Consider the following 25,075-nt stretch of genomic DNA (forward strand, 5'->3'; position numbering starts at 1 on the left):
ACGCTGTCCTCGGCCAGGGCCACCGCCCGCGCCCCGATCCGCACCGGCAGCCCGGCCGGCCCCGGCGCGGGCGCCGCGACCCGCACCCGCCACAGGTCCCCGTCCCGCTCCAGCTCCACCTCGGCTCCCGGCGGGGCGGCCTGCCGGGCCGCCGCCAGCGCCGCCCCGGCGGGCTCCGACCGGGCCGCCGCCCGGGCCCCCGCCCGGGCGGCGTCCACACACCGGATCTGCGCGGCCGCCGCCATCAGCGCCCACACCAGCAGGGCTGCCAGCAGCACCAGGGCGGGAATGACGAGTGCCGCCTCCGCCGTCACATAACCCCGGTCCCCGGCCGACGGCTTTCCCTCAGAAGGGCGCATCGAGCGCCTTCCCGATGGTCGACTGAAGGGCCGTCGCGACCACGTCACTCGTCACCACCTTGTACAGAACCGCGGCGAACGCACAGGCGGCGATCGTGCCCATGGCGTATTCCGAAGTCGACATCCCCCGGTCGCTCCCGCGACCGCTCAGCGCCGTCCGCAGACGAAACCAGATGATCCTCATGACAACCTCCTGTGAGATTACGTTCTTGATGTGATTTCAGTGATTCCAGTGATTTCAGGTGATGATTGAAAAGCTCCCGGCCGGAACGCCCCGGTCTCCGGAGGACTCCGGGATTTCAGCCGGCCGACAGCAGACCGGAGGCCATGGCGATCACCACCGGTGCCACCCCGAGCGCCAGGAAGGCGGGGAGGAAGCACAGCCCGACCGGCGCGGTGACGAGCACCGCGGCCCGCTGCGCCCGGGCTCCCGCCCGCCGGGAGCGGTCGGCCCGCAGGGCCGCCGCCAGCCGGGAGACCGGCTCCGCGGCGGGCGCCCCCGTCCGCGCGGCACGTTCCAGGCACTCCGCGAGCCCCCGGGCCCCGGGTATGCCCGCCAACCTCCCCCACGCCGCTCCCGGTTCACCGCCCAGCCGCAGCTCCGCCCCGGCGAGCGCCAGCCGCTCGCCCACCGGACCGCCCAGCGACTCCCCCACCACCTCGGCCGCCTCCACCGGCCCCGCCCCCGCCGCCAGGCAGGCGGCCAGCAGATCCGCCGCGAACGGCAACTCCCGCTCCGCCGCCCGCGGGTCGACCCCGGCGGCAGGCCGCGGCCGGGCCGACCGCCACCGCACCCCGGCCGCCGCACCGCACCCGGCGAGCAGCCCCCACACCCCGCCGACCAGCACCCAGCCCGCCACCAGCGCTCCGGCGGGCGCCGCCCAGGCCACCGCCACCACCCGCACCCGGCGGCCACCCGGTGGCCCCCGCCGTTCCGGCCGGGGCGTCCCGAAGACGGACGCCATCCTGCGCCGCGCCGCCCGCCGCCCCAGCCGCGCCGCCGCCGCCGAGGCCGGCCACCACACCGCCAGCGCCAGGCACAGCGCCGTCCCCAGCCTGTGGGCCACCAGACCGTCCATCACCGCTCCCCCGTCCGTACGATCCGCCGACACCACAGCAGCCCCAGCGCCTCCAGCACCCCGCCCGCCACCAGGCAGCCCCAGCCCACCGGGGAGTGCAGCAGCACCTCCAGCGGATCCGCCCCGAGCGCGGTCCCCATCAGCAGCCCCACCAGGGGCAGCAGCGCGAGCACCACCGTCGTCGACCTGGCCCCCGCCAGCTGGGCCCGCAGGAACTCCTTGCGGTCCCGCTCGGCCCGCAGGGCACCCTCCAGCCGGTCCAGGCCCACCGCCAGGCCCGCGCCCCCGTCCACCGAGACCCGCCAGCAGGCGGCCATCGCGGCCAGCCCCTCCGCGCCCGGCTCCCTCGCCGCCTCATGCAGGGCACGGGCCACGTCCCCGCCGAAGGCCGCGGCCGCCAGCACGGCCGCCTCGGCCGGCCCCGGACCACCAGGACGGGCCGCCGTACGCCGTATCGCCGCCGTCAGCGCCTGCCCCGGCTGGGCACCCGCCCTCAGCTCCCCGACCACGGCCCCGCACAGCTCCACCACCCCGGCGGCCCGCGCGTCCCGCGCCCGTTCCCGCTCCCGGACCCGCAGCCACCGGCGCAGCAGCGGCACCGAGGCGGCCCCCAACGCCAGCGGGATCACCGAGCCGCCCAGCACGGCCACCAGCAGCCCCGCCCCGAGCACCGCCCCCTCCCGCCACCAGGCGGCCCGCCCCCGCACCGCCGCCACCAGCCGCCACCCGGGCGACGGCCCGCACGGCACGGCAGCCGCCCCTCCCGCCAGCACCAGCCGGGTCCGGCGGGACGCCCCGTCACCCCCGGCCAGCCCCCAGGCGGCCGCCCCCGCGCAGAGCACCCCCGCGAACACCGGCACCGACCCCAGCGCCCCGGCGCTCACCGCGCACCCCGCAACAGCGGACCGAGCCGCTCCCAGCCCCGCTCCCGCAGGAACCCGCGGGCCCCCCAGCGCAGCGCGGGTACGGTCACCACGAGCCCGTCCGGATCCCGCTCCAGCACATGGACCTCCGCCACCCGCCGCCGCCCCGACCGGTCCCGGGCGAGATGGACCACGAGGGTCAGAGCGGCCGCCAACTGGCTGTGCAGAGCGGCCCGGTCGAGTCCGGCGGCGCTGCCGAGCGCCTCCAGCCGGGCGGGGACGTGCTCGGCGGCATTGGCGTGGACGGTGCCGCAGCCCCCCTCGTGCCCCGTGTTCAGCGCGGCCAGCAGATCGGCAACCTCGGCGCCGCGCACCTCGCCGACCACCAGCCGGTCGGGCCGCATCCGCAGGGCCTGGCGGACCAGATCGGCGAGGGTGACCAGACCCGCGCCCTCCTGGTTCGCGGGCCGGGTCTCCAGCCGCACCACATGGGGGTGGTCGGGCCGCAGTTCGGCGGAGTCCTCGGCCAGCACGATCCGCTCGGCCGGCCCGACCAGCCCGAGCAGGGCACTGAGGAGGGTGGTCTTGCCCGTGCCGGTCCCGCCGGAGACGAGGAAGGACAGCCGGGCCTCGACCATCGCCCGCAGCAGCCGCTGCCCGCCCGGCGGAAGGGTCCCGGCGGCGACCAGCTCCTCCAGCGTGAACGCCTTGGGCCGCACCACCCGCAGGGACAGGCACGCCGACCCGACGGCCACCGGCGGGAGGACGGCATGCAGCCGGGTGCCGTCCGGCATCCGGGCGTCCACCCACGGCCGGGCGTCGTCCAGCCGGCGCCCCGCGACGGCCGCCAGCCGCTGGGCCAGCCTGCGCACGGCCTCGGCGTCGGCGAAGGTCACCTCCGTCAGCTCCAGCCCGCCGCCCCGGTCCACCCACACCCGGTCGGGGGCGGCCACCAGCACATCGGTGACCCCGGGATCCCCGAGCAGCCGCTCCAGCGGACCCGCGCCGACCAGCTCGGACCGCAACTCGGCCGCGGCACCCAGCACTTCCGCGTCCCCGAGCAGCCTGCCCTGCGCCCGCAGCGCCGCCGCGACCCGGGCCGGAGTGGGCTCCGCACCGCTCTCGGCCAGCCGCCGCCGCACGGCGTCCAGCAGGACCGCGCTCATGCCGGCACCCCCTGGGCCGGGCCGAGGGCCCGCTGCCAGAAGCCGTCGCAGAACCGGGCCAACGCACCCCGCACGCCCGGCGGTTCCCCCTCGGCCACCCGCCCCGGGAGCCCCACCTCCACCGGCACCTCCCCGGCCAGCGGCGCTCCCAGCAGCCCCGCCACCGCCTCGGCGTCGAGCCCCTGCCGGCAGCGGCCCCGCACGACCACGCGGACGTCCCGGGCCACCATCCGCACCCCGGCCGCGACCCGCCCCGCCGCGGCCACCGACCGCAGCTCTCCGGGGACCACCAGCAGGACGAGGTCCAGCTGGGCCAGCACCTCCGCCACCGCCTCGTCCACCCGCCGGGGCAGATCGACCACCACCACCCCGCCGCGCCGCCGGGCGGCGGCCACCACCGACCGCATCGCGGCGGGCGGCACCACCACCCGGTCCCCGCGGTCCCAGCTCAGCACCCGCAGCGCGTGCAGTTCGGGGAGGGACTCCTCCAGCGCCCCGGCCCCGACCCGGCCGCGCGAGGCGGCGAAGTCGGGCCAGCGCAGCCCCTCGGCGCCCTCACCGCCGAGCAGGACGTCCATGCCCCCGCCGAGGGGGTCGCCGTCGATGAGGATGGTGCGCTCCCCGGACCGGGCGGCCCGCAGCGCCAGGGCGCAGGCGAGGGTGGACGCTCCGGCCCCGCCGCTGCCGCCGATGACGCCGACGGTGAGGGCGGGCCGCCCGGCCCCCTCGACCACGTCGGCCAGGCGGTCGACGAGCCGGTTCTCGGCGTCGGGCAGCCGCAGCACCTCCTCGGCGCCGATCTCCACGGCCCGCTGCCACACGAAGGGGTCGTCGAGGTCCCGGCCGACGAGGAACACCCCTTCCCTGCGCGGCGCCCCGCGCACCCGGCGGGCGGCGTCGTCCCCGACCAGGACCAGCGGGGCCGTCTCCCATCCGACGCCCCCGCCCGGTGCGGAGACGTCCACGCCGCCCCCACCGCCGTCCCCCGCGGTTCCGCTTTGCTCCGGCACCGCATGGTGCACATGCGGCTCGGCGCCCGCGGCGGCGCACAGCCGCAGCAGATCGTCCAGGAGCAGCGGGTCCTCGGTGATGATCAGCGGCCGCCCGCCGCCGGGCCCGGCCCCGCCGGCGCGGGCCACCGGCCCGCTCCCACCCGCCACGCCGGGCTCCAGCGCTTCACACGACTTCGATCCAGCCACGATCTCCGCCCCCTTCTCACTGCAAATCCACGTGCCGCGGACTTCGCGGCTGGAATCACGGTGCAGGGGTCCGGAAAAAGAAGTGGATCTTGCCGGAAAACTGTGGACAAGAAGGTGCTTGTGAATATCTTCCCCACCCTCACGAGTGAGTTCCGGAGCGCGCCGGAACAACTACGCAGAGCCACGCGTCGGAGGAGGTGAGGGGCCGCGCCGTGCGGGCCCACCGAAGAGGAAGGGCCGCAGCGATGTCCGCCGGAACCCGAAGGAGTGGGACGCGAACCGCGTCCGGACATGCGACGACCCCCGCCGGGGGGGAGAGCGGGGGTCGTCCCCACGGTCCGACTCGGGGGGGGAGGAGCCAGACCGGGTTAGCACGGTCGCGAACGATCCGTGACTTCCATGGTGTACCCGAGAGCCTTCTCAGGCAAACCCACGCGCCACACCTTACGCCGAATGGTGGGCGCATATGCTCGGTGCGTGGAAAATCAGCCCTTGCCGCACTCCTCGCCTCGGACCGCCGCCTTCTTCGACCTGGACAAGACGGTCATTGCGAAGTCGAGCGCCCTGACGTTCAGCAAGTCCTTCTACCAGGGTGGCCTGATCAACCGGCGGGCCGTGCTGCGGACCGCGTACACCCAGTTCATCTTCCTGGCCGGCGGCGCCGACCACGACCAGATGGAACGGATGCGCGAGTACCTGTCCGCCCTCTGCAAGGGGTGGAACGTCCGCCAGGTGCGCGAGATCGTCGCCGAAGCGCTGCACGACCTGATCGACCCGATCATCTACGACGAGGCCGCGTCCCTCATCGAGGCCCACCACACGGCGGGCCGTGACGTGGTGATCGTGTCCAGCTCGGGCGCCGAAGTCGTCGAGCCCATCGGCGAGATGCTCGGCGCGGACCGGGTCGTGGCCACCCGCATGGTGGTCGGCGAGGACGGCTGCTTCACCGGGGAGATCGAGTACTACGCCTACGGCCCCACGAAGGCGGAGGCCGTACGGGAGCTCGCCGAGTCCGAGGGCTACGACCTCGCGCGGTGCTACGCGTACAGCGACTCCATCACCGATGTACCGATGCTGGAGGCGGTCGGGCATCCGCATGCGGTCAATCCCGACCGGGCGTTGAGGCGCGAGGCGGTCGCGCGGGAGTGGCCGGTGCTGGTGTTCAGCAAGCCGGTGCGGCTCAAGCAGCGACTGCCCGGCTTCTCCGTCACCGCCCGGCCGGCGCTCGTCGCCGCCGCGGCGGTCGGCGCGGCGGCGGCCACCGCCGGGCTGGTCTGGTACGCGAGCCGCCGCCGCGCCGCCGCGACCCTCGCATCCGCCTGACCTGGGGCGATATGGGGTGTCCGAATCACCCCGGATCGCCCCGGAAAGTAAAGAACTCGGGCCAGGGGTTTCACTCCGCCCCCAAGCGAGGTACAAAGGAGTCACGGCCCGCGAGACCAAAGAACATCCGAGAGGATCATCTTTAAAACGCAGTAAGGCCCACGGACCGAAGCAGGAACGCCGAGCACCCACGCGACGTCGACCCGTCGATTACGGGCCAGCCGCACCAGGCCACGGGCAAAGTACCCGGCCTGATGGGCAACATCGAGGACGCTTGGTAACTGGGCGTGAATGCCAGCGGCGACACCAGAGCAGTACGGTGTCGCCGCAACCCTTTGTCCGGCCCGCGCCGCTCGTCCGGCCCTACGCCGCGCCGCGCTGGAACGCCTCGCAGACAGCCGTCGACTCGCGCGCACCGAGCTCGACCGCGCGGCCGCAGTGCGCGATCCAGGCCGCCATCCCCTCCGCCGTGCCGGAGACGTAGCCCCTGAAGGCCTCCAGGTAGGACTCCGCCCCCTGTTCGGCGTGGCCGACCTCCGCCGGGCAGATCGCCTTCGGGTCGAGCCCGCTGTTGATCAGCACGATGCGCTCCGCGGCCCGCGCGACCAGGCCGTTGTACGAGGCGAACGGGCGCAGCGCCAGCAGTTCGCCGTGCACCACCGCGGCCGTGACCAGGGCCGGGGCCGACCCGCCCGCGATGACCAGGCGGGCCAGCCCGTCGAGCCGGCCCGCAACCTCGTCGGCGTCCGGGAGCGGCAGGTCCACCAGCGGCTCCTCCACCGGCTCGCCGGCCAGGCGCGGGCGGCCCACCACGTCCCCCGCCACGGCCGAACCGGACGCCACCAGGTGAAGACGGGCGAGGACCCGCATCGGCGACTGGCGCCAGATGCTCAGGAGCTGGCCCGCCTCCGCCGTCAGGCGCAGGGCAGCCCCGACCGTCAGCGCCTCGGCGTCCGCGCTGAAGTCGGTCCGCCGGCGCACCTCCTCCAGCGCCCAGTCGGCCGCCGACAGCGCCGCGCTGCCCCGGGCGCCGCGCAGTGCGGCCTCCGAGGTGATCTCCCCGCCGCGCCGGCGCATGACCCGGTGCCCGTAGACCCGGTCCACGGCCTTGCGTACGGATTCCACGGACTCTGCGACGCCCGGCAGGGCGCCCAGGGCCGCCAGCGGGTCGGAAGCGCTACTCATAAGTAGGGAGCCTACGCACTGCGGACCCATAGCACCGACCCCTCCTTGGAGTGGTCTTCTTCACTCAGCTTGACCACACCCCGCTATCGCTCCACTACCCTTGGTGAACATGAAGATCGCTTTCGTGGGAAAGGGAGGCAGCGGGAAGACGACGCTGTCCTCCCTCTTCATCCGCCACCTCGCAGCCAGTGGAGCCCCCGTCGTCGCGGTGGACGCCGACATCAACCAGCACCTCGGCGCCGCCCTGGGGCTCACCGAGGAGGAGGCCGCCGCGCTGCCCGCGCTGGGCGCGCACCTGCCCCTGATCAAGGAGTACCTGCGCGGTTCGAACCCGCGCATCACCTCGGCCGACAGCATGATCAAGACGACGCCGCCCGGCGCGGGTTCGCGCCTGCTGCGGGTGGACGAGGACAACCCGGTCTACGAGGCCTGCGCGCGCACGCTGCCGCTCGACGGGGACGCCGTACGGCTGATGGCCACGGGTCCGTTCGCCGAGTCGGACCTGGGGGTGGCCTGCTACCACTCCAAGGTCGGAGCGGTCGAGCTCTGCCTCAACCACCTGGTCGACGGGCCGGACGAGTACGTCGTCGTCGACATGACGGCCGGCTCGGACTCCTTCGCCTCGGGCATGTTCACCCGCTTCGACATGACCTTCCTCGTGGCCGAGCCGACCCGCAAGGGCGTCTCCGTCTACCGCCAGTACAAGGAGTACGCCAGGGACTTCGGGGTCCGCCTGCGGGTCGTGGGGAACAAGGTGCAGGGGCCCGAGGACATCGAGTTCCTCCAGGACGAGGTGGGCGAGGACCTCCTGGTCACCTTCGGGCACTCCGACTGGGTGCGGGCGATGGAACGGGGCCGCCCGGCGGCGTTCGAGCTGCTGGAGTCGACCAACCGGCTCGCGCTGCGGGCCCTCCAGGAGGCGGCGGAGGACTCCTACTCCGGCCGCGACTGGGCCAGGTACACCGAGCAGATGGTCCACTTCCACCTGCGCAACGCCGAGAGCTGGGGCAACGCCAAGACCGGAGCCGACCTGGCGGAACAGGTCGACCCCGGCTTCGTCCTCCACGAGGGCCTGGTCAGCCCTCGTCCGGCGCTCCGGCCGGCCCCTCAGCCGGCTTGACCTTCCCCGCCGGGGCAGCCGGCGCGGCCGGCGGCCCCGCGGTGAGGAACTTCGTCCAGCCCTCCTTCGGCGTCTGGCCGACCTCGAGGGTCCGCAGCCAGTCCAGGGTCTTGGGGTCCTGGGCGTCCAGCCAGTCGGCCAGCTCGCGGAAGGGCACGCAGCGGACCTCCGGCTGGCCGCACATGCTCTTGATGGACTCCTCCACGGCGTGCATGTAGGTGCCGCCGTTCCAGGACTCGAAGTGGTTGCCGATGATCAGCGGTGCGCGGTTGCCCTGGTAGGCCCGGTCGAAGGCCTGCTTGAGGCCGTCGCGCATCTGGTCGCCCCAGTACTGGTGCTGCGAGGGGTCGCCCTGGGTGGTCGTCCCGGACTGGTTGACCATGTAGTTGTAGTCCATGCTCAGCGTGTCGAAGGCCCGGCCGGGCATCGGCACCAGCTGGAGCGGGAGGTCCCAGAGCCCGTCCGTCTTCTTGGGCCAGACCTGCTTGCTGATCCCGCTGGAGTCATAGCGGAAGCCCATGTCCTTGGCCGCGAGCATGAAGTTCTTCTGCCCCTCGAGGCAGGGGGTGCGGGCGCCGATGAGCTCCTTGTCGTAGTCGAAGGGGAGCGGGTCCATCTCCTTCAGGCCGGCGTTCGTCTTCCAGTTCTTGACGAAGGACTTGGCCTGGTTGATCTCGCTCTTCCACTCCTCGACGGACCAGGTGCCGACACCGCCGTCGGGGCCGCAGAAGTGGCCGTTGAAGTGGGTGCCGATCTCATTGCCCTCCAGCCAGGCCGCGCGGACCTGGGTGGCGGTGTCCTTGATGCCCTGGAGGTCGCCGAAACCGATGTCGGAGCGGCCCGGGGAGTGCTGCGGCGCGGTGTAGAGGGAACGCTTCTCCTCCGGCAGCATGTAGACGCCGCTGAGGAAGTAGGTCATCCGGGCGTTGTACTCCTTGCCCACCTCACGGAAGTGCGAGAAAAGCTTCTGGCTGTCCTCGCCCGCCCCGTCCCACGAGAACACCACGAACTGCGGTGGCTTCTCGCCGGGCTTCAGCTTCTGCGGCTTCTGTACGTGCGGCTGCGGACCGGTGTAGGCGGTCGAGCCGTCCCCGATGGGCCGGTTGACGCTGCCGGGGGCCTCGGGGGCGGCGGCGCCCTTCCTCCCGTTCGGCGAGCCGGGGGCCCCGTGCCCGGCGGACCCCGAGCCGCTGCACCCGGCGGCACACAGGACCAGGGCCGTGGCGACCAGCCCGCCGGCGATCTTCTTCGTGGCGGCCATCATCCGCACACCTCTCCCTCGCGATACCGATGCAGGACGTTCCCGACGCAACGTCCCATGCGGTGTGGTTTTAGGAAGGTGTGACAAGCCAGACAAAATGCTTAATCACTCTCAGGGGTGGGTTTCTAGGCCGTTTGCCCGCATTCCCTCCCACCCTTCTTTACTCTCCATTACCATCCATTTACCGAGTGTTGAGACTCCCGCCGCTTCATCCCTCCCCAGAGGAGACGGGAACCCATGACAGCCACCGCACCAGCCCCATCCGCCCTCCGACAGCCCTCGCGCGGGAGGAACTTCCGCAAGGACCTCCCGGCCGATCTGTCCGCGTCCGCGGCCGTCTTCCTGATCGCCCTGCCGCTCTCCCTCGGCATCGCGCTCGCCACCGGCGCCCCCTTGCAAGCGGGGCTGGTGGCCGCGGCGGCGGGCGGGATCGTGGCCGGACGGCTCGGCGGCGCGCCCCTCCAGGTGAGCGGCCCCGCCGCCGGACTCACGGTCGTGACAGCCGAGTTGATCCAGCGCTACGGGTGGCGGACCACGTGCGCCATCACCGTCCTCGCGGGCTGCTGCCAGCTCGGGCTCGCCTTCCTGCGCACCGCGCGGTCGGCGCTCATGGTGAGTCCGGCCATCGTGCACGGCATGCTCGCAGGCATCGGCGTGACCATCGCGCTGGCCCAGCTGCACATCGTGCTCGGGGGCACCCCGCAGAGCTCGGCCGTGGCCAATGTGCTCGGTCTGCCCGCGCAGTTGGCCGACCCGCATCCGGTCGCGCTGGCGGTGAGCGTGCTGACGCTGTGCGTCCTGCTCGGCTGGAACCGGCTGCCCGGCCGGACGGGCCGCGCCCTGCGCAAGGTGCCGGCGGCCCTGGCCGCCGTCGCCTCCGCCACGGCGTTCGCGGCCCTGGCGGGGCTCGCCCTGCCCCGGGTCGACCTGCCGTCCTGGAGCAGTCACGCGCTGCCCGAGCTGCCCGAGGGGCCGGTCCTCGGGCTGATCGCCGCCGTCCTGACGATCACGCTGGTGGGCAGCGTGGAATCGCTGCTGTCCTCCGTCGCCACCGACAAGCTGATCGCCTCCGAGCGCGGTACGGAAGACCGCCCGCCCCGGGCCGACCTCGACCGCGAACTGCGCGGCCAGGGCGCGGCGAACATCGTCTCCGGCCTGCTGGGCGGGCTGCCGATCACGGGTGTGGCCGTGCGCAGCGTGGCGAACGTCAAGGCGGGCGCCGTCAGCCGGAAATCAGCCATGTTCCACGGGCTGTGGGTGGTGCTCGCGGCCGGCCTGCTCGTCCCGGTCCTCGACCTGATCCCCCTCGCGGCGCTGGCCGCGCTGGTGATGTTCGTCGGCGTCCAGATGGTCAGCATCACGCACCTGCGGACCGTCTCCCGGCACCGCGAGGTCGTGGTCTACGCGACCACGATCGCCGCCGTGGTGCTGGGCGGGGTGCTGGAGGGCGTGGCCGTCGGGATCGCGGTGGCCGTGGCCCTGGCCCTGCGCCGGCTGGCCCGCACCCGGATCACGGTGGAAGAGTCCGGGGGCGTCCACCGGATCACGGCGCGAGGGCAGTTGACCTTCCTGGCGGTCCCCCGGCTGAGCCGGGTGCTGAACCAGGTTCCGCACGGCGGGCACGCGGTGGTCGAGCTCGACGGCTCGTTCATGGACCACGCCGCCTACGAGACCCTGCACGACTGGCAGGAGTCGCACCTGGCGCACGGCGGGACCCTCGAACTGACCGGCCGGGGCGGGGCGGCGCTCTCCGGCGGGGCACCGGCCGACCCCTGGGCGACCGGAACCGGCACCGGAACCGGAACCGGCGATGACGAGAGCGCGCCGGCCGATGGCCACCGGGGCGAGGCGGGCCGGGGGGCGCACCAGTGCTGCCGCCCCTGGACCCCCTGGCAGAACCACTGCGACCACCGGGCCGCCCAGACCACGCAGGCCGCCCAGGCCGCCCAGGCCGCGCAGCCGGACCAGCCCCCACCGGCGGACCGGGCGGGGCGGGGCGGCAGCCCCGAGGGAACCGCCCCCGGAGCCACCGCCCGTACGGATCCGGGCGCGGCCGGGGCTCCCGGCACCCCGGCGGGCGCCCCCCGGCGGCCCGGCGCGGGCCAACTCGCCAGCGGGATCGGCGCCTTCCAGCGGGACACCGCACCGCACGTGCGCGAGGAGCTGGCCCGGCTGGCGCGTGAGGGGCAGCGGCCCTCGCAGCTGTTCCTGACCTGCGCGGACTCCCGTCTGGTCACCAGCATGATCACCGCCAGCGGCCCGGGCGACCTGTTCACCGTGCGCAACGTGGGCAATCTCGTCCCGCTGCCCGGCGCGGAGTCCGGCGACGATTCCGTGGCGGCGGCCATCGAGTACGCCGTGGACGTGCTGCAGGTCGCCAGCATCACGGTGTGCGGGCACTCGGGCTGCGGGGCCATGCAGGCCCTGCTCAACTCCCGGCCGGGCGCTCCGGTGACCCCGCTGAGCCGCTGGCTGCGGCACGGCCGGCCCAGCCTGCAGCGGATGGGCAGCCGGCACCACGCCTGGGCGCGGATCTCGGGGCGGCTCCCGGCCGATGCCGTGGAGCAGCTCTGCCTGACCAACGTGGTGCAGCAGCTGGAGCACCTGCGGGCCCACGAGTCGGTGGCCCGGCGCCTGGCCGAGGGCACCCTGGAGCTCCACGGGATGTACTTCCACGTGGGCGAGGCCCAGGCCTATCTGCTGTCCGCCGGTGAGGACTTCTTCGACTGTCGCGTTTTCGACAGCGTCGGACAGAACGCCTGACCAGAGGCCCTCCGGAACCGATACCCTCCCGTATCCGTGCAAGCCGTCGGCCCCTCCCGCACCAGTGACGGGAAGGGGCCGACGGCGCGCCGCCGCCCGGGCGTCCGACACGCCGCGCGGGTGACGGCCGGGCACGGGCCCAGTCGTGGTATAGGTCTAAACCAATTTTCGGCAACCCCTTGTCACCTGGGCGTCTGACTGATGAGCTGTCCCCGGGGACTCAGCTATGCCCGGGGACAACGGACACCCTGGGAAAGGGAGATGTCGTGAGCAACGAGAGCCTGGCCAACCTGCTGAAAGAGGAGCGGCGGTTCGCACCGCCCGCCGATCTGGCCGCCGCCGCGAACGTGAAGGAGGCCGCGTACGCGCAGGCCGACACGGACCGGCTGGGCTTCTGGGCCGAGCAGGCCCGACGGCTTTCCTGGGAGACCGAGCCCACCGAGACGCTCGACTGGAGCAACCCGCCCTTCGCGAAGTGGTTCGCCGACGGCAAGCTGAACGTCGCGTACAACTGCGTGGACCGGCACGTGGAGGCCGGCAACGGCGACCGCGTCGCCATCCACTTCGAGGGCGAGCCCGGCGACAGCCGTTCGATCACCTACGCCCAGCTCAAGGACGAGGTCTCGCAGGCCGCGAACGCCCTCACCGAGCTCGGCGTCCAGGCGGGCGACCGGGTCGCCGTCTACCTCCCGATGATCCCCGAGGCCGTCGTCGCGATGCTCGCGTGCGCCCGCGTCGGCGCCGCGCACTCGGTGGTCTTCGGCGGCTTCTCCGCCGACGCCGTCGCCTCCCGCATCCAGGACGCCGACGCCAAGCTGGTGATCACCGCCGACGGCGGCTACCGCCGTGGCAAGCCCAGCGCGCTCAAGCCCGCCATCGACGAGGCCGTCGCCAAGTGCCCGCAGGTCGAGCACGTCCTCGTCGTGCGCCGCACCGGCCAGGACACCGCCTTCACCGAGGGCCGCGACGTGTGGTGGCACGACCTGGTCGGCCGCCAGTCCACCGAGCACACCCCGCAGGCCTTCGACGCCGAGCACCCGCTGTTCATCCTCTACACCTCGGGGACCACGGGTAAGCCGAAGGGCATCCTGCACACCTCGGGCGGCTACCTCACCCAGGCCTCGTACACCCACAACGCCGTCTTCGACCTGAAGCCGGAGAGCGACGTCTACTGGTGCACCGCCGACATCGGCTGGGTCACCGGGCACTCCTACATCGTCTACGGGCCGCTGGCCAACGGCGCCACGCAGGTGATGTACGAGGGCACCCCGGACACCCCGCACCAGGGCCGGTTCTGGGAGGTGGTGCAGAAGTACCGCGTCACCATCCTCTACACCGCGCCCACCGCGATCCGGACGTTCATGAAGTGGGGCGACGACATCCCCGCGAAGTTCGACCTGTCGAGCCTGCGGGTGCTCGGCTCGGTCGGCGAGCCGATCAACCCCGAGGCCTGGATCTGGTACCGCAAGCACATCGGCGGCGACCGCTGCCCGATCGTGGACACCTGGTGGCAGACCGAGACCGGCGCGATGATGATCTCCCCGCTGCCGGGCGTCACCGCGACCAAGCCGGGCTCCGCCCAGCGCGCCCTGCCGGGCATCGGCGCCACCGTCGTCGACGACGAGGGCCACGAGGTGGCGAACGGCGGAGGTGGCTACCTCGTCCTCACCGAGCCGTGGCCGTCGATGCTGCGCACCATCTGGGGCGACGACCAGCGCTTCGTCGACACCTACTGGTCCCGCTTCGAGGGCCGCTACTTCGCGGGTGACGGCGCCAAGAAGGACGACGACGGCGACATCTGGCTGCTGGGCCGCGTCGACGACGTGATGCTGGTGTCGGGCCACAACATCTCCACCACCGAGGTGGAGTCGGCGCTCGTCTCGCACCCCGCCGTCGCCGAGGCCGCCGTCGTCGGCGCGGCCGACGAGACCACCGGCCAGGCCATCGTGGCCTTCGTGATCCTGCGCGGCAGCGCCTCGGAGACGGACGGCCTGGTCGCGGAGCTCCGCAACCACGTGGGCGCCACCCTCGGCCCGATCGCCAAGCCGAAGCGGATCCTGCCGGTGCAGGAGCTGCCGAAGACCCGTTCCGGCAAGATCATGCGCCGTCTGCTGCGCGACGTGGCCGAGAACCGCGAGGTCGGCGACGTCACCACGCTCGCCGACTCCTCCGTGATGGACCTGATCCAGACGAAGCTGCCCAGCGCCTCCGACGAGGACTGACCTGCGGCAGGGCGGAACCGGCCCAGGAGGGCGTCCGGCGCACAGCGCGCCGGACGCCCTCCGTCCGTTTAAGGTGAAGATCACCCGATACGACGGAACGGACCCTGTAAAATATGAGAAGCGTCAAGATTTGACGCTCTGAAAATCTCCACGTCCATAGGTGCGCCGGGAAGTCTGGTCGGCAACTGCATGCGTCATGCCGTCGACCGACCGGAGGTTCCCCCGTGGCCACGCCCGCCCCCCGCCGCAAGCTCCTCGGACGGCTCTCGCTCCCCGAGCGCCGTTTCGTCGCGGACGCGCTGCGCACGGAGACCGTCGGCGGCGTCCTGCTGCTGGTGGCCGCGATCGCCGCACTCCTGTGGGCGAACATCCCCGCCCTGTCGGACAGCTACGACACCGTCCGCTCCTTCCACATAGGCCCCGCCTCCCTCGGCCTGGACCTCTCGCTCCAGCACTGGGCGGCCGACGGCCTGCTCGCGGTCTTCTTCTTCGTCGCCGGCATCGAGCTCAAACGCGAACTCGTCGCGGGCGACCTGCGCGACGCCAAGGCCGCCGCCCTCCCCGTCATCGCCGCCGTCTGCGGCATGGCCGTACCCGCGCTGGTCTACTTCCTGGTCAACGTCCTCGGCGGCGGCTCGACGGCCGGCTGGGCGGTCCCCACCGCCACCGACATCGCCTTCGCGCTCGCCGTCCTCGCGGTCATCGGCACCTCGCTGCCCTCCGCGCTGCGCGCCTTCCTGCTGACCCTGGCCGTCGTCGACGACCTCTTCGCCATCCTGATCATCGCGGTGTTCTTCACCGGCAGCATCGACTTCGCCGCGCTGGGCGGGGCCTTCGCCGGCCTGGTCCTCTTCTGGTTCCTGCTGCGCGCCGGGGTCCGCGGCTGGTACGTCTACGTGCCGCTGGCCCTCGTCATCTGGGGCCTGATGTACAACAGCGGCGTCCACGCCACCATCGCCGGCGTCGCCATGGGCCTGATGCTGCGCTGCACCCGCGCGGAGGGCGAACGGCACTCCCCCGGCGAGCACATCGAGCACCTGGTCCGACCCCTGTCGGCCGGCCTGGCCGTGCCCCTCTTCGCCCTGTTCTCCGCCGGGGTGTCCCTCTCCGGCGGGGCGATCGCGCAGGTCTTCACCCGCCCCGAGACCCTGGGCGTGGTGCTCGGCCTGGTCGTCGGCAAGACGGTGGGCATCTTCGGCGGCACCTGGCTGGCCGCCCGCTTCACCCGCGCCGAACTGAGCGAGGACCTGGCCTGGCCCGACGTGCTCGCCGTGGCCTCCCTGGCCGGCATCGGCTTCACCGTCTCCCTCCTGATCGGCGAACTCGCCTTCACCGAGGACCCCGTCCTCACCGACGAGGTCAAGGCCGCCGTCCTGCTCGGCTCGCTGACAGCGGCGGTCGTCGCCTGCGTCATGCTCAAGCTCCGCGACCGCAAGTACCGCGCCCTGACCGAGGCGGAGGAGCGCGACGAGGACCGCGACGGGATCCCGGACATCTACGAGGAGGGCAACCCGGAGTACCACCTGAGGATGGCGCGGATCCACGACGAGAAGGCCGCGGAGCACCGCCGCCGGGCCACCGCGCTGGCCCTGGCGCAGGGCCCGGAGCCGGACGACGGCACGGGCGAAGCCACGGGCGGGTCCAGCACTCGGGCCGACCGTCCGGCATGATCTGACTGACGACGGAGGACAGCCGCCGGCAGACGACGACAGAGGGAGACAGAGATGAGCGCAACGGACCAAGGGGCTCCGGGGGCCGAGCGCACCCTCGGCCAGCTCGTCGCCGCGGCCACCGCCGAGATGTCCGCCCTGGTGCACGACGAGATCGCGCTCGCCAAGGTGGAGATCAAGCAGGACGTCAAGCGCGCGGGCATCGGCAGCGGCGCCGCGATCGCGGCGGGCGTCCTCGTGCTCTTCTCCCTCCCCGTACTGAGTTTCGCCGCGGCCTACGGCATCCACAACCTCGGTCTCGGGCTCGCCTGGTCCTTCCTCATCGTCGGCGGCGCGTTCTGGCTGCTGGCGGGCCTGGTCGGGCTGCTGGCGGTGGCCAAGTTCAAGAAGATCAAGCCGCCGGTGAAGACGATGGACTCCGTCAAGCAGACCGCCGCGCTGGTGGGAACCGTCAAGCCGCATCCGCGGCCGGTGAGTGACCAGGCCGTGGGTGTGGCACGCTCGTCCTCATGACAGCCCCCTCGCCGGACTCCAGCACTCCGCCCACCGCCGCGACGGCGGTACGGATCGACCTGCCGGACGGCAGGGCGGTGACCCACCGGGACGTCGCCGCCAACGGCGCCCGGTTCCATGTCGCGGAGCTCGGCGACGGGCCGCTGGTCCTCCTGCTGCACGGCTTCCCGCAGTTCTGGTGGACCTGGCGGCACCAGCTGACCGCACTCGCGGACGCCGGGTACCGCGCGGTCGCGATGGACCTGCGCGGAGTGGGCGGCAGCGACCGCACCCCGCGCGGCTACGACCCGGCGAACCTCGCGCTCGACATCACCGGGGTCATCCGGTCCCTCGGCGAGCCGGACGCCGCCCTCGTCGGACACGACCTGGGCGGCTACCTGGCCTGGACGGCGGCCGTGATGCGGCCCAAGCTGGTGCGCCGGCTGGTCGTCTCCTCCATGCCGCACCCGCGCCGCTGGCGCTCCGCCATGCTGGGCGACCTCGGCCAGACCCGGGCGAGCTCCCACATCTGGGGCTTCCAGCGGCCGTTCGTCCCCGAGCGGCAGCTGGTCGCCGAAGACGGGGCCCTCGTGGGCGAGCTGATCCGGGAGTGGTCCGGGCCGCGGTTCCAGGAGGACGGCGCGGACGAGGAGGCGCTCGGCGTGTACCGGCGGGCGATGTGCATCCCGTCCACCGCGCACTGCTCGATCGAGCCCTACCGCTGGATGATGCGCTCGATGGCCCGGCCGGACGGGCTGCAGTTCTACCGCCGGATGAAGCGGCCGGTACGGGTGCCGACGCTGCACCTGCACGGATCGCTGGACCCCGTGATGCGCACGCGCAGCGCCGCCGGGTCCGGTGAGTACGTCGAGGCCCCCTACCGCTGGCGCCTCTTCGACGGGCTCGGGCACTTCCCGCACGAGGAGGACCCCGCCGCGTTCTCCGCCGAGCTGGTGAACTGGCTCAAGGACCCGGAGCCCGACCGCCCCTGACAGGGCTTTGGCCAATACCTGACGGGCCGATGACCGGTTTCTGACGGGTCCGCAGTTTATTCGTACGACGGGCTTACGGTCGTTCAATTGCCCGGCGCATAGGCCAATTGGCCGCCCCGGACGGGGTTACCGACCTTGGAGGCCGGGCACAGCTCGTTGTATGGGCTGGACGCACGACCACGGTGACACCGCACACGAACGCCGCTCGGCCAGGGTGCCGGGCACGCACGACAGGGGGACGGCCCGCGAAGGCCACGACCCCCGCCTCGGGATTCCGCGCATCCTGCGCCGCCGCGCCCGCTGGGTGTCGGCGCGGCTGCGCCATCCACGGGTGTAGCGACGCGCCGCCCCCTCCCGCCCCGGCCGGAGCCGGGACGGGAGGACGCGGCCCGGGGGTCAGAGGGCGCAGCCCTGGGTGTCGACCCGCCGGTCGGCGATCCTGCCGACGCGGATGTCGTCCCGGATCTCGTCCGCCGTCAGGGCGTAGCCGGTGTTCGGGTCGTCGAGCGACTTCGCGAAGACGACCCCGTACACCCGGCCCTCGGGCGTGAGCAGCGGGCCGCCCGAGTTGCCCTGGCGGACGGTCGCGTAGAGCGAGTAGACGTCGCGGCGGACGGTGCCCCGGTGGTAGATGTCCGGGCCGTTGGCGTTGATCCGGCCGCGGACGCGGGCGGCGCGGACGTCGTAGCCGCCGTTCTCCGGGAAGCCGGCGACGATCGCGTCGCTGCTGCTCGTCGCGTCCTTCTCGGTGAACTCCAGGGCCGGGGCGCGCAGCTTCGGCACGTCCAGGACGGCGATGTCGCGCTCCCAGTCGTAGAGCACCACCTTGCCGTCGTAGAGCTTGCCCTCGCCGCCGACCTGCACGGTCGGCTCCATGACCCCGCCGACGACATGCGCGTTGGTCATCACCTTGCCGGGCGCGAAGACGAAACCGGTGCCCTCCAGGACCTTGCTGCAGCTGGGCGCGGTGCCGACGACCTTCACGATCGAGAGCCTGGCCTGCTGGGCGACGGCGCTGCCGGCGAGTGCCGGGTCGGGCGGCTTCACCTCGGTGATGGGCTCGTTCGAGAACGGGCTGAAGACCTGCGGGAAGCCGTTGCGGGCGAGGGTGGAGCTGAAGTCGGAGAACCAGGTGTTCGCCTGGGTGGGCAGCACGCGCGACACGCCCAGCAGCACCTTGGAGTTGCGGACCTCCTTGCCCAGGGTGGGCAGCGAGGTGCCGGCCAGCGCGGAGCCGATCAGCCAGGCGACCAGCAGCATCGCGACGACGTTGACCAGGGCGCCGCCGGTCGCGTCGAGCGCGCGGGCCGGCGACCAGGTGATGTGGCGCCGGAGCCGGTTGCCCAGATGGGTGGTCAGGGCCTGGCCGATCGAGGCGCAGATGATGATGACCACGACGGCGATCACCACGACCGTGGTGGACACCTGGGTGCCGTTGTCCGTCACCCGGTCCCAGATCAGCGGGAGCAGGGACACGGCGATGAGGCCACCGCCCAGGAAGCCGATCACCGACAGGATGCCGACGACGAAGCCCTGGCGGTAACCGACGATCGCGAACCACACGGCCGCGAGCAGCAACAGGATGTCCAGCACGTTCACGAGGGTCACCGTCTCATGCGTGCCAGTCGAGCGGGACCTGACGTGAGCGGTCCCACGGGCGTTCCCATCCGGCGAAGTGCAGGATCCGGTCGATGACCCCGGCGGTGAAACCCCAGACCAGGGCCGATTCCACGGTGAAAGCGGGCCCCTGATGGCCCCTCGGATGGACCACGGTGACCCGGTGGGCGGGGTCCGTGAGATCCGCCACGGGCACCGTGAAGACCCGGGCGGTCTCCGCCGGGTCCACCGGGCCGACCGGCGAGGGCTCCCGCCACCAGCCGAGCACCGGGGTCACGACGAACTCGCTGACCGGGATGTAGAGCCGGGGCAGCACGCCGAACAGCTGCACCCCCGCCGGGTCCAGCCCGGTCTCCTCCTCGGCCTCCCGCAGCGCGGCGCGCAGCGGGCCGGTGGTGTGCGGGTCGCCGTCCTGCGGGTCGAGGGCGCCGCCCGGGAAGGAGGGCTGGCCCGCGTGCGAGCGGAGGGTGCCGGCGCGCTCCTGGAGCAGGATCTCGGGGCCGCGCGGGCCCTCCCCGAAGAGGATCAGCACGGCGGACTGGCGGCCCCGGCCGTCCTCGGGGGGCAGGAAGCGGCTGAGCTGGCGGGGCCGGATCGTCCGGGCCGCCTCGACGACGGGGCCCAGCCAGCCGGGCAGGCCGGCCGTCGTCAGCTCCAGGCCGTCGGCCCGGTGCCCGGCCTCGGCCGTGGTCTCGTCCTGCGTACCGCGCGTCATGGGCAACCCCTGTGTCCGTGTTCTCCCCGTCCGCTGAACGCGGCCCGGGTACCGATTCGTTCCGCCGGGGGCGCGCGGCGGCCGCGCCGCACGCCCCCGGCGGCACCCGTGCCCCGCTCAGGCCTCCGTACGGGCCCCCAGGGGCGCGGCGGGCAGGCCCGGGTAGTCCGGGGGCGGAGAGAGCCGCTGGCCCGGCTGGCCGCCCTTCTCGTACTTCAGCAGCTTCTTCGCCTTCTCCGGGTCGGTCTCGCCCTCCCCGTAGGCCGGGCAGAGCGGGGCGATGGGGCAGGCGCCGCAGGCGGGCTTGCGGGCGTGGCAGATCCGGCGGCCGTGGAAGACGACGCGGTGCGAGAGCATCGTCCACTCGCTCTTGGGGAAGATCCCGCAGATCTCCGCCTCGACCTTCTCCGGGTCCTCCTGCTCGGTCCACTTGAACCGGCGCACCAGCCGTCCGAAGTGGGTGTCGACGGTGATCCCGGGGACCCCGAAGACGTTGCCGAGGACCACGTTCGCCGTTTTGCGGCCGACGCCCGGCAGCTTGACCAGGTCCTCCATGCGGCCCGGCACCTCGCCGCCGAAGTCGTCCCGCAGGGCCTGCGAGAGGCCGAGGAGGGACTTCGCCTTCGCCCGGAAGAACCCGGTCGGCCGAATGATCTCCTCCAGTTCCTCCGGCGCGGCCGCCGCCATGTCCTCGGGGGTCGGGTACGCGGCGAAGAGGGCCGGGGTCGTCTGGTTCACCCGCAGGTCGGTGGTCTGCGCCGAGAGGACGGTGGCGACCAGGAGCTCGAAGGGGTTGCGGAAGTCCAGCTCCGGATGGGCGTACGGGTACACCTCGGCGAGCTCGCGGTTGATGCGGCGGGCCCGGCGGATCATGGCCAGGCGGGACTCGGGCTTGGCGGCGGGGCGCGGCCGTGCGGCCCCGACGACCTGCTTCACGGGCTGCGATTTCTTGGCCGAAGCTTTGCCCTGGGGGGCAGGTCGGGGCGTTTCGGACGCCGCCGCAGGGGCTTGTTCGCCCACGGCTGAATTCTGGGCCGCCGTCACTCCCGCGGACCCCTTGGCCTGTGCTCTCACCGGCTTATTGGACACCCGGCCAGCCTAAGGCCGGGCGCTGACACCCCGCCCGGACCTCAGGTAACACCACCCCGATCGGCCTCTCGCCGCACAGCACGCCCGTCCGTCCGGCATCCTTGTGATTGATCGCACTGTTTGAGCCGTCCGGCAAAATGGGGAACGGTCCCCACTGGCCGGTCGACATAGGAGAGAGACTCGTGGACGACGTTCTGCGGCGCGCCCCGCTCTTCGCGGCGCTCGATGACGAGCAGGCCGCGGAGCTCCGCGCCTCCATGGGCGAGGTGACCCTCGCACGCGGCGACGCCCTGTTCCACGAGGGCGACCCCGGTGACCGGCTGTACGTCGTGACCGAGGGCAAGGTGAAGCTGCACCGCACCTCCCCCGACGGCCGCGAGAACATGCTGGCCGTCCTCGGCCCCGGCGAGCTGATCGGCGAGCTGTCGCTGTTCGACCCGGGCCCGCGCACCGCCACCGCCACCGCCCTGACCGAGGTCAAGCTCCTCGGCCTCGGCCACAGCGACCTCCAGCCCTGGCTGAACGCCCGGCCCGAGGTCGCCACCGCGCTGCTGCGCGCCGTCGCCCGGCGCCTGCGCAAGACCAACGACCAGATGTCCGACCTGGTCTTCTCCGACGTCCCGGGCCGCGTGGCCCGCGCGCTCCTCGACCTGTCGCGCCGCTTCGGCGTGCAGTCGGAGGAGGGCATCCACGTCGTCCACGACCTCACGCAGGAGGAGCTCGCCCAGCTCGTCGGCGCCTCGCGCGAGACCGTGAACAAGGCGCTCGCCGACTTCGCGGGCCGCGGCTGGCTGCGCCTGGAGGCGCGCGCCGTGATCCTGCTGGACGTGGAGCGGCTCGCCAAGCGCTCGCGCTGACGCGGCAGGCAGTCCTGCGGAGGGGCCCCGTCCGGGTGTCGGACGGGGCCCCTCCGCGCGTTCCGCGGCACGGGACGGGCGTCCGCGGCGCGGGACGGGCCACCGGCCGTAAATGCCCGCGCCCCGGGGCGTGCGCCGGGCACAGTGGGGCGCATGGATCTCAGAGGGCTGGACGCGGGCGGGTACTTCGAGCGGGAGGGCTCCCTCGGCCGGGTCCAGCCCGCGTTCGCGGACCTCGTCGCCGCCGCGCGCGGCCGGCTCGTGGAGGCGTACGGGAACCGGCTCCACAGCGCCTACCTGTACGGATCCGTCCCGCGCGGCACCGCCCGCCCCGGGCGCTCCGACCTCGACCTGCTGATCGCCCTGCAGCGGGAACCCACCGACGAGGACCGGCACACCGCCGAGGTGCTGGGCCGCGGGCTCGACCAGGACTTCGCGCAGATCGACGGCGCCGGGATCCTGCTGTACGGCAAGGACCGGCTGCTGAGCGAGCAGGAACGTTACGACCTGGGCTGGTTCCTGGCCTGCCTGTGCACCCCGCTGCTCGGCGCCGACCTGGCCGAGCACCTGCCCCGCTACCGTCCCGACAGCCTGCTCGCCCGCGAGACCAACGGCGACCTGGCCGCCCTGCTGCCCCGGTGGCGGGCCCGGTTCGAGGCGGCCTCGGAGCCCGTCGAGTTCCGCCGGATGAACCGGTTCTTCTCGCGGCACCTGGTGCGGACCGCCTTCACGCTGGTCATGCCCGAGTGGGGCGGCTGGACCAGCGACCTCACCGAGTCCGCGCAGGTCTTCGGCCGCTACTACCCCGAGCGGGCGGCGCAGCTGCGCGAGGCGGCCGCCGTGGCCCTGGAGCCGGTCGCGGACCCCGCCGTGGCCCGCCGCTACCTGGACGACCTCGGCCCGTGGCTGGCGGCGGAGTACGGGGCCCGGCACGGCACGAAGACCCCGCGCCCGGAGGGTTGGACCTAGACCTTGAGGTCGAGGGACTCCACGGCCTGCTTGGCCTCCGCGAGGCCCGCGCCGGTGATCTCGCGGTAGGCCTTGATCGCCGAGACGGTCCGGCCCTCGCGCATCAGCGCGCGTACGCCGTCCAGCCCGGCCGGCTCCGGCTCCTCGATGCCCAGGTGCTCCAGCACCAGGCCGAGCCGCCGCTCCAGCCGGTCCGCCCGGTCCTGCAGGGCGCGCATCCGCAGGGTCACCGTGGAGGTGATCCACCCCGCGGCCGCGAGCAGCGCCAGCAGGACGTACAGCGTGTTCATTCAGGTCCCCCCGGGATCAGTCCGTGATCCCGAAGGTACTCGAGCTGCGCCCGGACGGACCATTCGGCGGCGGGCCACAGCGAGCGGTCCACGTCCGCGTAGACGTGGGCGACGACCGCCTCGGGGGTGACCAGGCCGTCCTCCACCGCCGTCTCGACCTGGGCGAGCCGGTGGGCGCGGTGGGCCAGGTAGTACTCCACGGCGCCCTGCGCGTCCTCCAGGACCGGCCCGTGGCCCGGCAGCACGGTGTGGACCCCGTCGTCGACGGTGAGGGAGCGCAGGCGGCGCAGGGAGTCCAGGTAGTCGCCCAGCCGACCGTCGGGGTGGGCGACGACGGTGGTGCCGCGGCCCAGGATGGTGTCGCCGGTCAGCACGGCCCGGTCGGCCGGCAGGTGGAAGCAGAGGGAGTCCGAGGTGTGCCCGGGGGTGGGTACGACGCGCAGTTCCAGGCCGCCGGTGCGGATCACGTCCCCGGCGGCCAGGCCCTCGTCGCCCAGGCGCAGCGCCGGGTCCAGGGCCCGCACCTTGGTGCCGGTCAGCTCGGCGAAGCGGCCGGCGCCCTCGGCGTGGTCGGGGTGGCCGTGGGTGAGGAGGGTGAGCGCGACGCGCTTGCCGGCCCGCTCGGCGGTGGCGACGACGGCCCGCAGGTGCGCCTCGTCGAGGGGGCCGGGGTCGATGACGACGGCGAGGTCGGAGCCGGGTTCGGAGACCAGCCAGGTGTTGGTGCCGTCCAGGGTCATGGCCGAGGGGTTGGGGGCCAGGACGTTGACGGCCCGGGCGGTGGCCGGTCCGGAGACGACCGCCCCGCGGGGCTGGCCGGGCAGGGCGGCTGCGTCGGTCATGCGGGGTCTCCTCCGAGGGTGACGCGCTTGGTGAACTCGTCGTGGCCCGGCCAGCTGAGCACGACCACGCCGTCCTCCAGCGCGGCCTCGGCCAGGACCGGGGTGAGGTCCTGCGCGCCGGACGCCGCGAGGGCGTCGGCGGCGGCCCGGTACGGCTCCAGGGAGCGCAGGGTGGAGATGGTGGGCGGCATCATCAGCAGCTCGCCCGCGTCGTAGCCCGCGGCGGCGTCCTGCGGGCGGATCCACACGGTCCGGTCGGCCTCGGTGGAGGCGTTGCGGGTGCGCTGGCCCTCCGGGAGGGCGGCGACGAAGAACCACGTGTCGTAGCGGCGCGGCTCGAACTCGGGGGTGATCCAGCGGGCCCAGGCCCCGAGCAGGTCGGAGCGCAGCAGCAGGCCGCGGCGGTCGAGGAACTCGGCGAAGGACAGCTCGCGGCCGACGAGGGCCTCGCGGTCGGCCTCCCAGTCGTCCCCGGTGGTGTCGCCGACCACGGTGTCGGGGGTCTTCCCGGCGAGGAGGACGCCGGCCTCCTCGAAGGTCTCGCGGACCGCGCCGCAGACGATGGCCTGGGCGGTGGCGGCGTCGGTGCCGAGGCGGGCCGCCCACTGCTCCTGGTCCGGGCCGGCCCAGCCGATGTGGTGGTCCTCGTCGCGGGGGTCGACCCCGCCGCCGGGGTAGGCGTAGGCGCCGCCGGCGAACGCCATCGAGGCGCGGCGGCGCAGCATGTGCACGGCGGGGCCGGCGGGGGTGTCGCGGAGCAGCATCACCGTGGCGGCGCGCCGGGGCTCCGCCGGGACGAGGGCGCCTTCCGCGAGGGCGCGGATGCGGGCGGGCCACTCCGGGGGGTACCACTGGCCTCCGGCGGGGGGCTGCTCGGGCGAGGGCTGTCCGTGCTGACCATTCGGCATGGCCGGATGCTACGACCATCCGGCCCGATGTTCGAGGCCCCTCCTGGCGGGGGCCGCCCGGCCGGGGCCGTCGGCGCAGGCCCGGCGGGGGCCT

At 73.5% G+C, this 25,075-nt stretch carries 23 protein-coding genes; 9 read left to right on the plus strand and 14 right to left on the minus strand.

All coding sequences use genetic code 11. The features are described from left to right. The 6 genes from ACFVXK_RS25245 to ssd all read right to left on the minus strand — a co-directional run. A partial coding sequence (locus tag ACFVXK_RS25245) for a TadE family type IV pilus minor pilin (RefSeq protein WP_389615303.1) occupies nt 1–359 on the minus strand: 359 nt, incomplete at its 3' end. Continuing rightward, nucleotides 346–543: a DUF4244 domain-containing protein gene (locus tag ACFVXK_RS25250; RefSeq protein WP_389615305.1), complete on the minus strand. Its 198-nt coding sequence runs from the start codon at nt 541–543 to the stop codon at nt 346–348. The genes ACFVXK_RS25250 and ACFVXK_RS25245, both read right to left, overlap by 14 nt. A gap of 115 nt (nt 544–658) precedes the next feature. Further along, complete coding sequence (locus tag ACFVXK_RS25255) at nt 659–1,438, minus strand: type II secretion system F family protein (protein WP_389615307.1); 780 nt, start codon at nt 1,436–1,438, stop codon at nt 659–661. Further along, nucleotides 1,438–2,322, minus strand: a complete 885-nt coding sequence (locus tag ACFVXK_RS25260) for a type II secretion system F family protein (protein ID WP_389615309.1) — start codon at nt 2,320–2,322, stop codon at nt 1,438–1,440. The genes ACFVXK_RS25255 and ACFVXK_RS25260 overlap by 1 nt, the downstream gene beginning before the upstream one ends. Further along, complete coding sequence (locus ACFVXK_RS25265) at nt 2,319–3,467, minus strand: TadA family conjugal transfer-associated ATPase (RefSeq protein WP_389615311.1); 1,149 nt, start codon at nt 3,465–3,467, stop codon at nt 2,319–2,321. Before ACFVXK_RS25265 ends, ACFVXK_RS25260 begins: the two co-directional genes overlap by 4 nt. Then, nucleotides 3,464–4,627 carry a septum site-determining protein Ssd gene (gene ssd, locus ACFVXK_RS25270; protein WP_389615340.1) on the minus strand — a complete coding sequence of 388 codons (1,164 nt, stop codon included), beginning with the start codon at nt 4,625–4,627 and terminating at the stop codon, nt 3,464–3,466. The genes ACFVXK_RS25265 and ssd overlap by 4 nt, the downstream gene beginning before the upstream one ends. Nucleotides 4,628–5,119: 492 nt before the next feature. Here ssd and ACFVXK_RS25275 point away from each other — a divergent pair, with 492 nt between their 5' ends. Then, nucleotides 5,120–5,989: an HAD family hydrolase gene (locus tag ACFVXK_RS25275; RefSeq protein WP_389615313.1), complete on the plus strand. Its 870-nt coding sequence runs from the start codon at nt 5,120–5,122 to the stop codon at nt 5,987–5,989. 363 nt (nt 5,990–6,352) lie between these two features. Here ACFVXK_RS25275 and ACFVXK_RS25280 read toward each other — a convergent pair whose 3' ends face one another. Next, nucleotides 6,353–7,174 carry an oxidoreductase gene (locus ACFVXK_RS25280; RefSeq protein WP_389615315.1) on the minus strand — a complete coding sequence of 274 codons (822 nt, stop codon included), beginning with the start codon at nt 7,172–7,174 and terminating at the stop codon, nt 6,353–6,355. A 109-nt stretch (nt 7,175–7,283) separates the two neighbouring features. On the opposite strand from ACFVXK_RS25280, the gene ACFVXK_RS25285 reads away from it, so the two are divergent. Continuing rightward, a complete protein-coding gene (locus ACFVXK_RS25285) occupies nt 7,284–8,294 on the plus strand; it encodes an ATP-binding protein (protein ID WP_389615317.1) in 1,011 nt (336 codons plus the stop codon). Here the strand turns inward: ACFVXK_RS25285 and ACFVXK_RS25290 are convergent. Beyond that, on the minus strand, nt 8,251–9,558 hold the full coding sequence (locus ACFVXK_RS25290; RefSeq protein WP_389615319.1) for a hypothetical protein: 1,308 nt from the start codon (nt 9,556–9,558) through the stop codon (nt 8,251–8,253). The two genes, ACFVXK_RS25285 and ACFVXK_RS25290, sit on opposite strands and share 44 nt — an antisense overlap. 234 nt (nt 9,559–9,792) lie before the next feature. Between ACFVXK_RS25290 and ACFVXK_RS25295 the strand changes: the two genes are divergently transcribed. The 5 genes from ACFVXK_RS25295 (at nt 9,793) to ACFVXK_RS25315 (ending at nt 17,694) form a co-directional block, all read left to right on the plus strand. Then, the gene (locus ACFVXK_RS25295; protein ID WP_389615321.1) at nt 9,793–12,318 is read left to right on the plus strand and encodes a bifunctional SulP family inorganic anion transporter/carbonic anhydrase; all 2,526 of its coding nucleotides are present in this window, start codon (nt 9,793–9,795) and stop codon (nt 12,316–12,318) included. 266 nt (nt 12,319–12,584) lie between these two features. Further along, nucleotides 12,585–14,540, plus strand: coding sequence for an acetate--CoA ligase (acs, locus tag ACFVXK_RS25300; protein ID WP_389615323.1), 1,956 nt, complete (start codon nt 12,585–12,587; stop codon nt 14,538–14,540). A gap of 224 nt (nt 14,541–14,764) precedes the next feature. Next, nucleotides 14,765–16,210 carry a Na+/H+ antiporter NhaA gene (nhaA, locus tag ACFVXK_RS25305; RefSeq protein WP_389615325.1) on the plus strand — a complete coding sequence of 482 codons (1,446 nt, stop codon included), beginning with the start codon at nt 14,765–14,767 and terminating at the stop codon, nt 16,208–16,210. Between the two features lie 54 nt (nt 16,211–16,264). After that, complete coding sequence (locus ACFVXK_RS25310) at nt 16,265–16,723, plus strand: phage holin family protein (RefSeq protein ID WP_389615327.1); 459 nt, start codon at nt 16,265–16,267, stop codon at nt 16,721–16,723. Next, entirely contained in the window at nt 16,720–17,694 is a 975-nt protein-coding gene (locus tag ACFVXK_RS25315; RefSeq protein ID WP_389615329.1) for an alpha/beta fold hydrolase, read from the plus strand. The genes ACFVXK_RS25310 and ACFVXK_RS25315 overlap by 4 nt, the downstream gene beginning before the upstream one ends. Nucleotides 17,695–18,090: 396 nt before the next feature. Here ACFVXK_RS25315 and ACFVXK_RS25320 read toward each other — a convergent pair whose 3' ends face one another. The 3 genes from ACFVXK_RS25320 to nth form a co-directional block, all read right to left on the minus strand. Then, a complete protein-coding gene (locus ACFVXK_RS25320) occupies nt 18,091–19,293 on the minus strand; it encodes a MarP family serine protease (RefSeq protein WP_389615342.1) in 1,203 nt (400 codons plus the stop codon). A gap of 13 nt (nt 19,294–19,306) precedes the next feature. Further along, nucleotides 19,307–20,026: an NUDIX hydrolase gene (locus tag ACFVXK_RS25325; RefSeq protein WP_389615331.1), complete on the minus strand. Its 720-nt coding sequence runs from the start codon at nt 20,024–20,026 to the stop codon at nt 19,307–19,309. 117 nt (nt 20,027–20,143) lie between these two features. Continuing rightward, the gene (gene nth, locus ACFVXK_RS25330) at nt 20,144–20,962 is read right to left on the minus strand and encodes an endonuclease III (protein ID WP_389615333.1); all 819 of its coding nucleotides are present in this window, start codon (nt 20,960–20,962) and stop codon (nt 20,144–20,146) included. 335 nt (nt 20,963–21,297) lie between these two features. Between nth and ACFVXK_RS25335 the strand changes: the two genes are divergently transcribed. Next, nucleotides 21,298–21,972, plus strand: coding sequence for a Crp/Fnr family transcriptional regulator (locus ACFVXK_RS25335; RefSeq protein ID WP_042811540.1), 675 nt, complete (start codon nt 21,298–21,300; stop codon nt 21,970–21,972). A 153-nt stretch (nt 21,973–22,125) separates the two neighbouring features. After that, entirely contained in the window at nt 22,126–22,941 is an 816-nt protein-coding gene (locus tag ACFVXK_RS25340) for a nucleotidyltransferase domain-containing protein (protein WP_389615335.1), read from the plus strand. Here the strand turns inward: ACFVXK_RS25340 and ACFVXK_RS25345 are convergent. The 3 genes from ACFVXK_RS25345 to ACFVXK_RS25355 are packed head-to-tail and all read right to left on the minus strand — an operon-like array spanning nt 22,938 to nt 24,981. Beyond that, nucleotides 22,938–23,231 (minus strand): ribosomal protein L7/L12, encoded by a 294-nt coding sequence (locus tag ACFVXK_RS25345; protein WP_389615336.1) that lies wholly within the window; start codon nt 23,229–23,231, stop codon nt 22,938–22,940. The genes ACFVXK_RS25340 and ACFVXK_RS25345 overlap by 4 nt on opposite strands. Further along, nucleotides 23,228–24,073, minus strand: a complete 846-nt coding sequence (locus ACFVXK_RS25350) for an MBL fold metallo-hydrolase (protein ID WP_358897656.1) — start codon at nt 24,071–24,073, stop codon at nt 23,228–23,230. Before ACFVXK_RS25350 ends, ACFVXK_RS25345 begins: the two co-directional genes overlap by 4 nt. Continuing rightward, nucleotides 24,070–24,981 (minus strand): NUDIX hydrolase, encoded by a 912-nt coding sequence (locus ACFVXK_RS25355; protein ID WP_389615338.1) that lies wholly within the window; start codon nt 24,979–24,981, stop codon nt 24,070–24,072. The genes ACFVXK_RS25350 and ACFVXK_RS25355 overlap by 4 nt, the downstream gene beginning before the upstream one ends. Between the last annotated feature and the right edge of the window lie 94 nt (nt 24,982–25,075).

Source organism: Streptomyces sp. NPDC058157, assembly GCF_042884105.1.
GTDB lineage: Bacteria > Actinomycetota > Actinomycetes > Streptomycetales > Streptomycetaceae > Streptomyces.

Coding starts and splice junctions, on each gene's coding strand:
- ACFVXK_RS25315 (WP_389615329.1), top strand. CDS start 16,720: ATGACAGCCCCCTCGCCGGACTCCAGCACTCCGCCCACCGCCGCGACG.
- ACFVXK_RS25340 (WP_389615335.1), top strand. CDS start 22,126: ATGGATCTCAGAGGGCTGGACGCGGGCGGGTACTTCGAGCGGGAGGGC.
- ACFVXK_RS25290 (WP_389615319.1), bottom strand. CDS start 9,558: ATGATGGCCGCCACGAAGAAGATCGCCGGCGGGCTGGTCGCCACGGCC.
- ACFVXK_RS25250 (WP_389615305.1), bottom strand. CDS start 543: ATGAGGATCATCTGGTTTCGTCTGCGGACGGCGCTGAGCGGTCGCGGG.
- ACFVXK_RS25295 (WP_389615321.1), top strand. CDS start 9,793: ATGACAGCCACCGCACCAGCCCCATCCGCCCTCCGACAGCCCTCGCGC.
- ACFVXK_RS25285 (WP_389615317.1), top strand. CDS start 7,284: ATGAAGATCGCTTTCGTGGGAAAGGGAGGCAGCGGGAAGACGACGCTG.
- ACFVXK_RS25280 (WP_389615315.1), bottom strand. CDS start 7,174: ATGAGTAGCGCTTCCGACCCGCTGGCGGCCCTGGGCGCCCTGCCGGGC.
- ACFVXK_RS25355 (WP_389615338.1), bottom strand. CDS start 24,981: ATGCCGAATGGTCAGCACGGACAGCCCTCGCCCGAGCAGCCCCCCGCC.
- ACFVXK_RS25310 (WP_389615327.1), top strand. CDS start 16,265: ATGAGCGCAACGGACCAAGGGGCTCCGGGGGCCGAGCGCACCCTCGGC.
- ACFVXK_RS25275 (WP_389615313.1), top strand. CDS start 5,120: ATGGTGGGCGCATATGCTCGGTGCGTGGAAAATCAGCCCTTGCCGCAC.
- ACFVXK_RS25325 (WP_389615331.1), bottom strand. CDS start 20,026: ATGACGCGCGGTACGCAGGACGAGACCACGGCCGAGGCCGGGCACCGG.
- ACFVXK_RS25350 (WP_358897656.1), bottom strand. CDS start 24,073: ATGACCGACGCAGCCGCCCTGCCCGGCCAGCCCCGCGGGGCGGTCGTC.
- ACFVXK_RS25265 (WP_389615311.1), bottom strand. CDS start 3,467: ATGAGCGCGGTCCTGCTGGACGCCGTGCGGCGGCGGCTGGCCGAGAGC.
- ACFVXK_RS25255 (WP_389615307.1), bottom strand. CDS start 1,438: ATGGACGGTCTGGTGGCCCACAGGCTGGGGACGGCGCTGTGCCTGGCG.
- ACFVXK_RS25345 (WP_389615336.1), bottom strand. CDS start 23,231: ATGAACACGCTGTACGTCCTGCTGGCGCTGCTCGCGGCCGCGGGGTGG.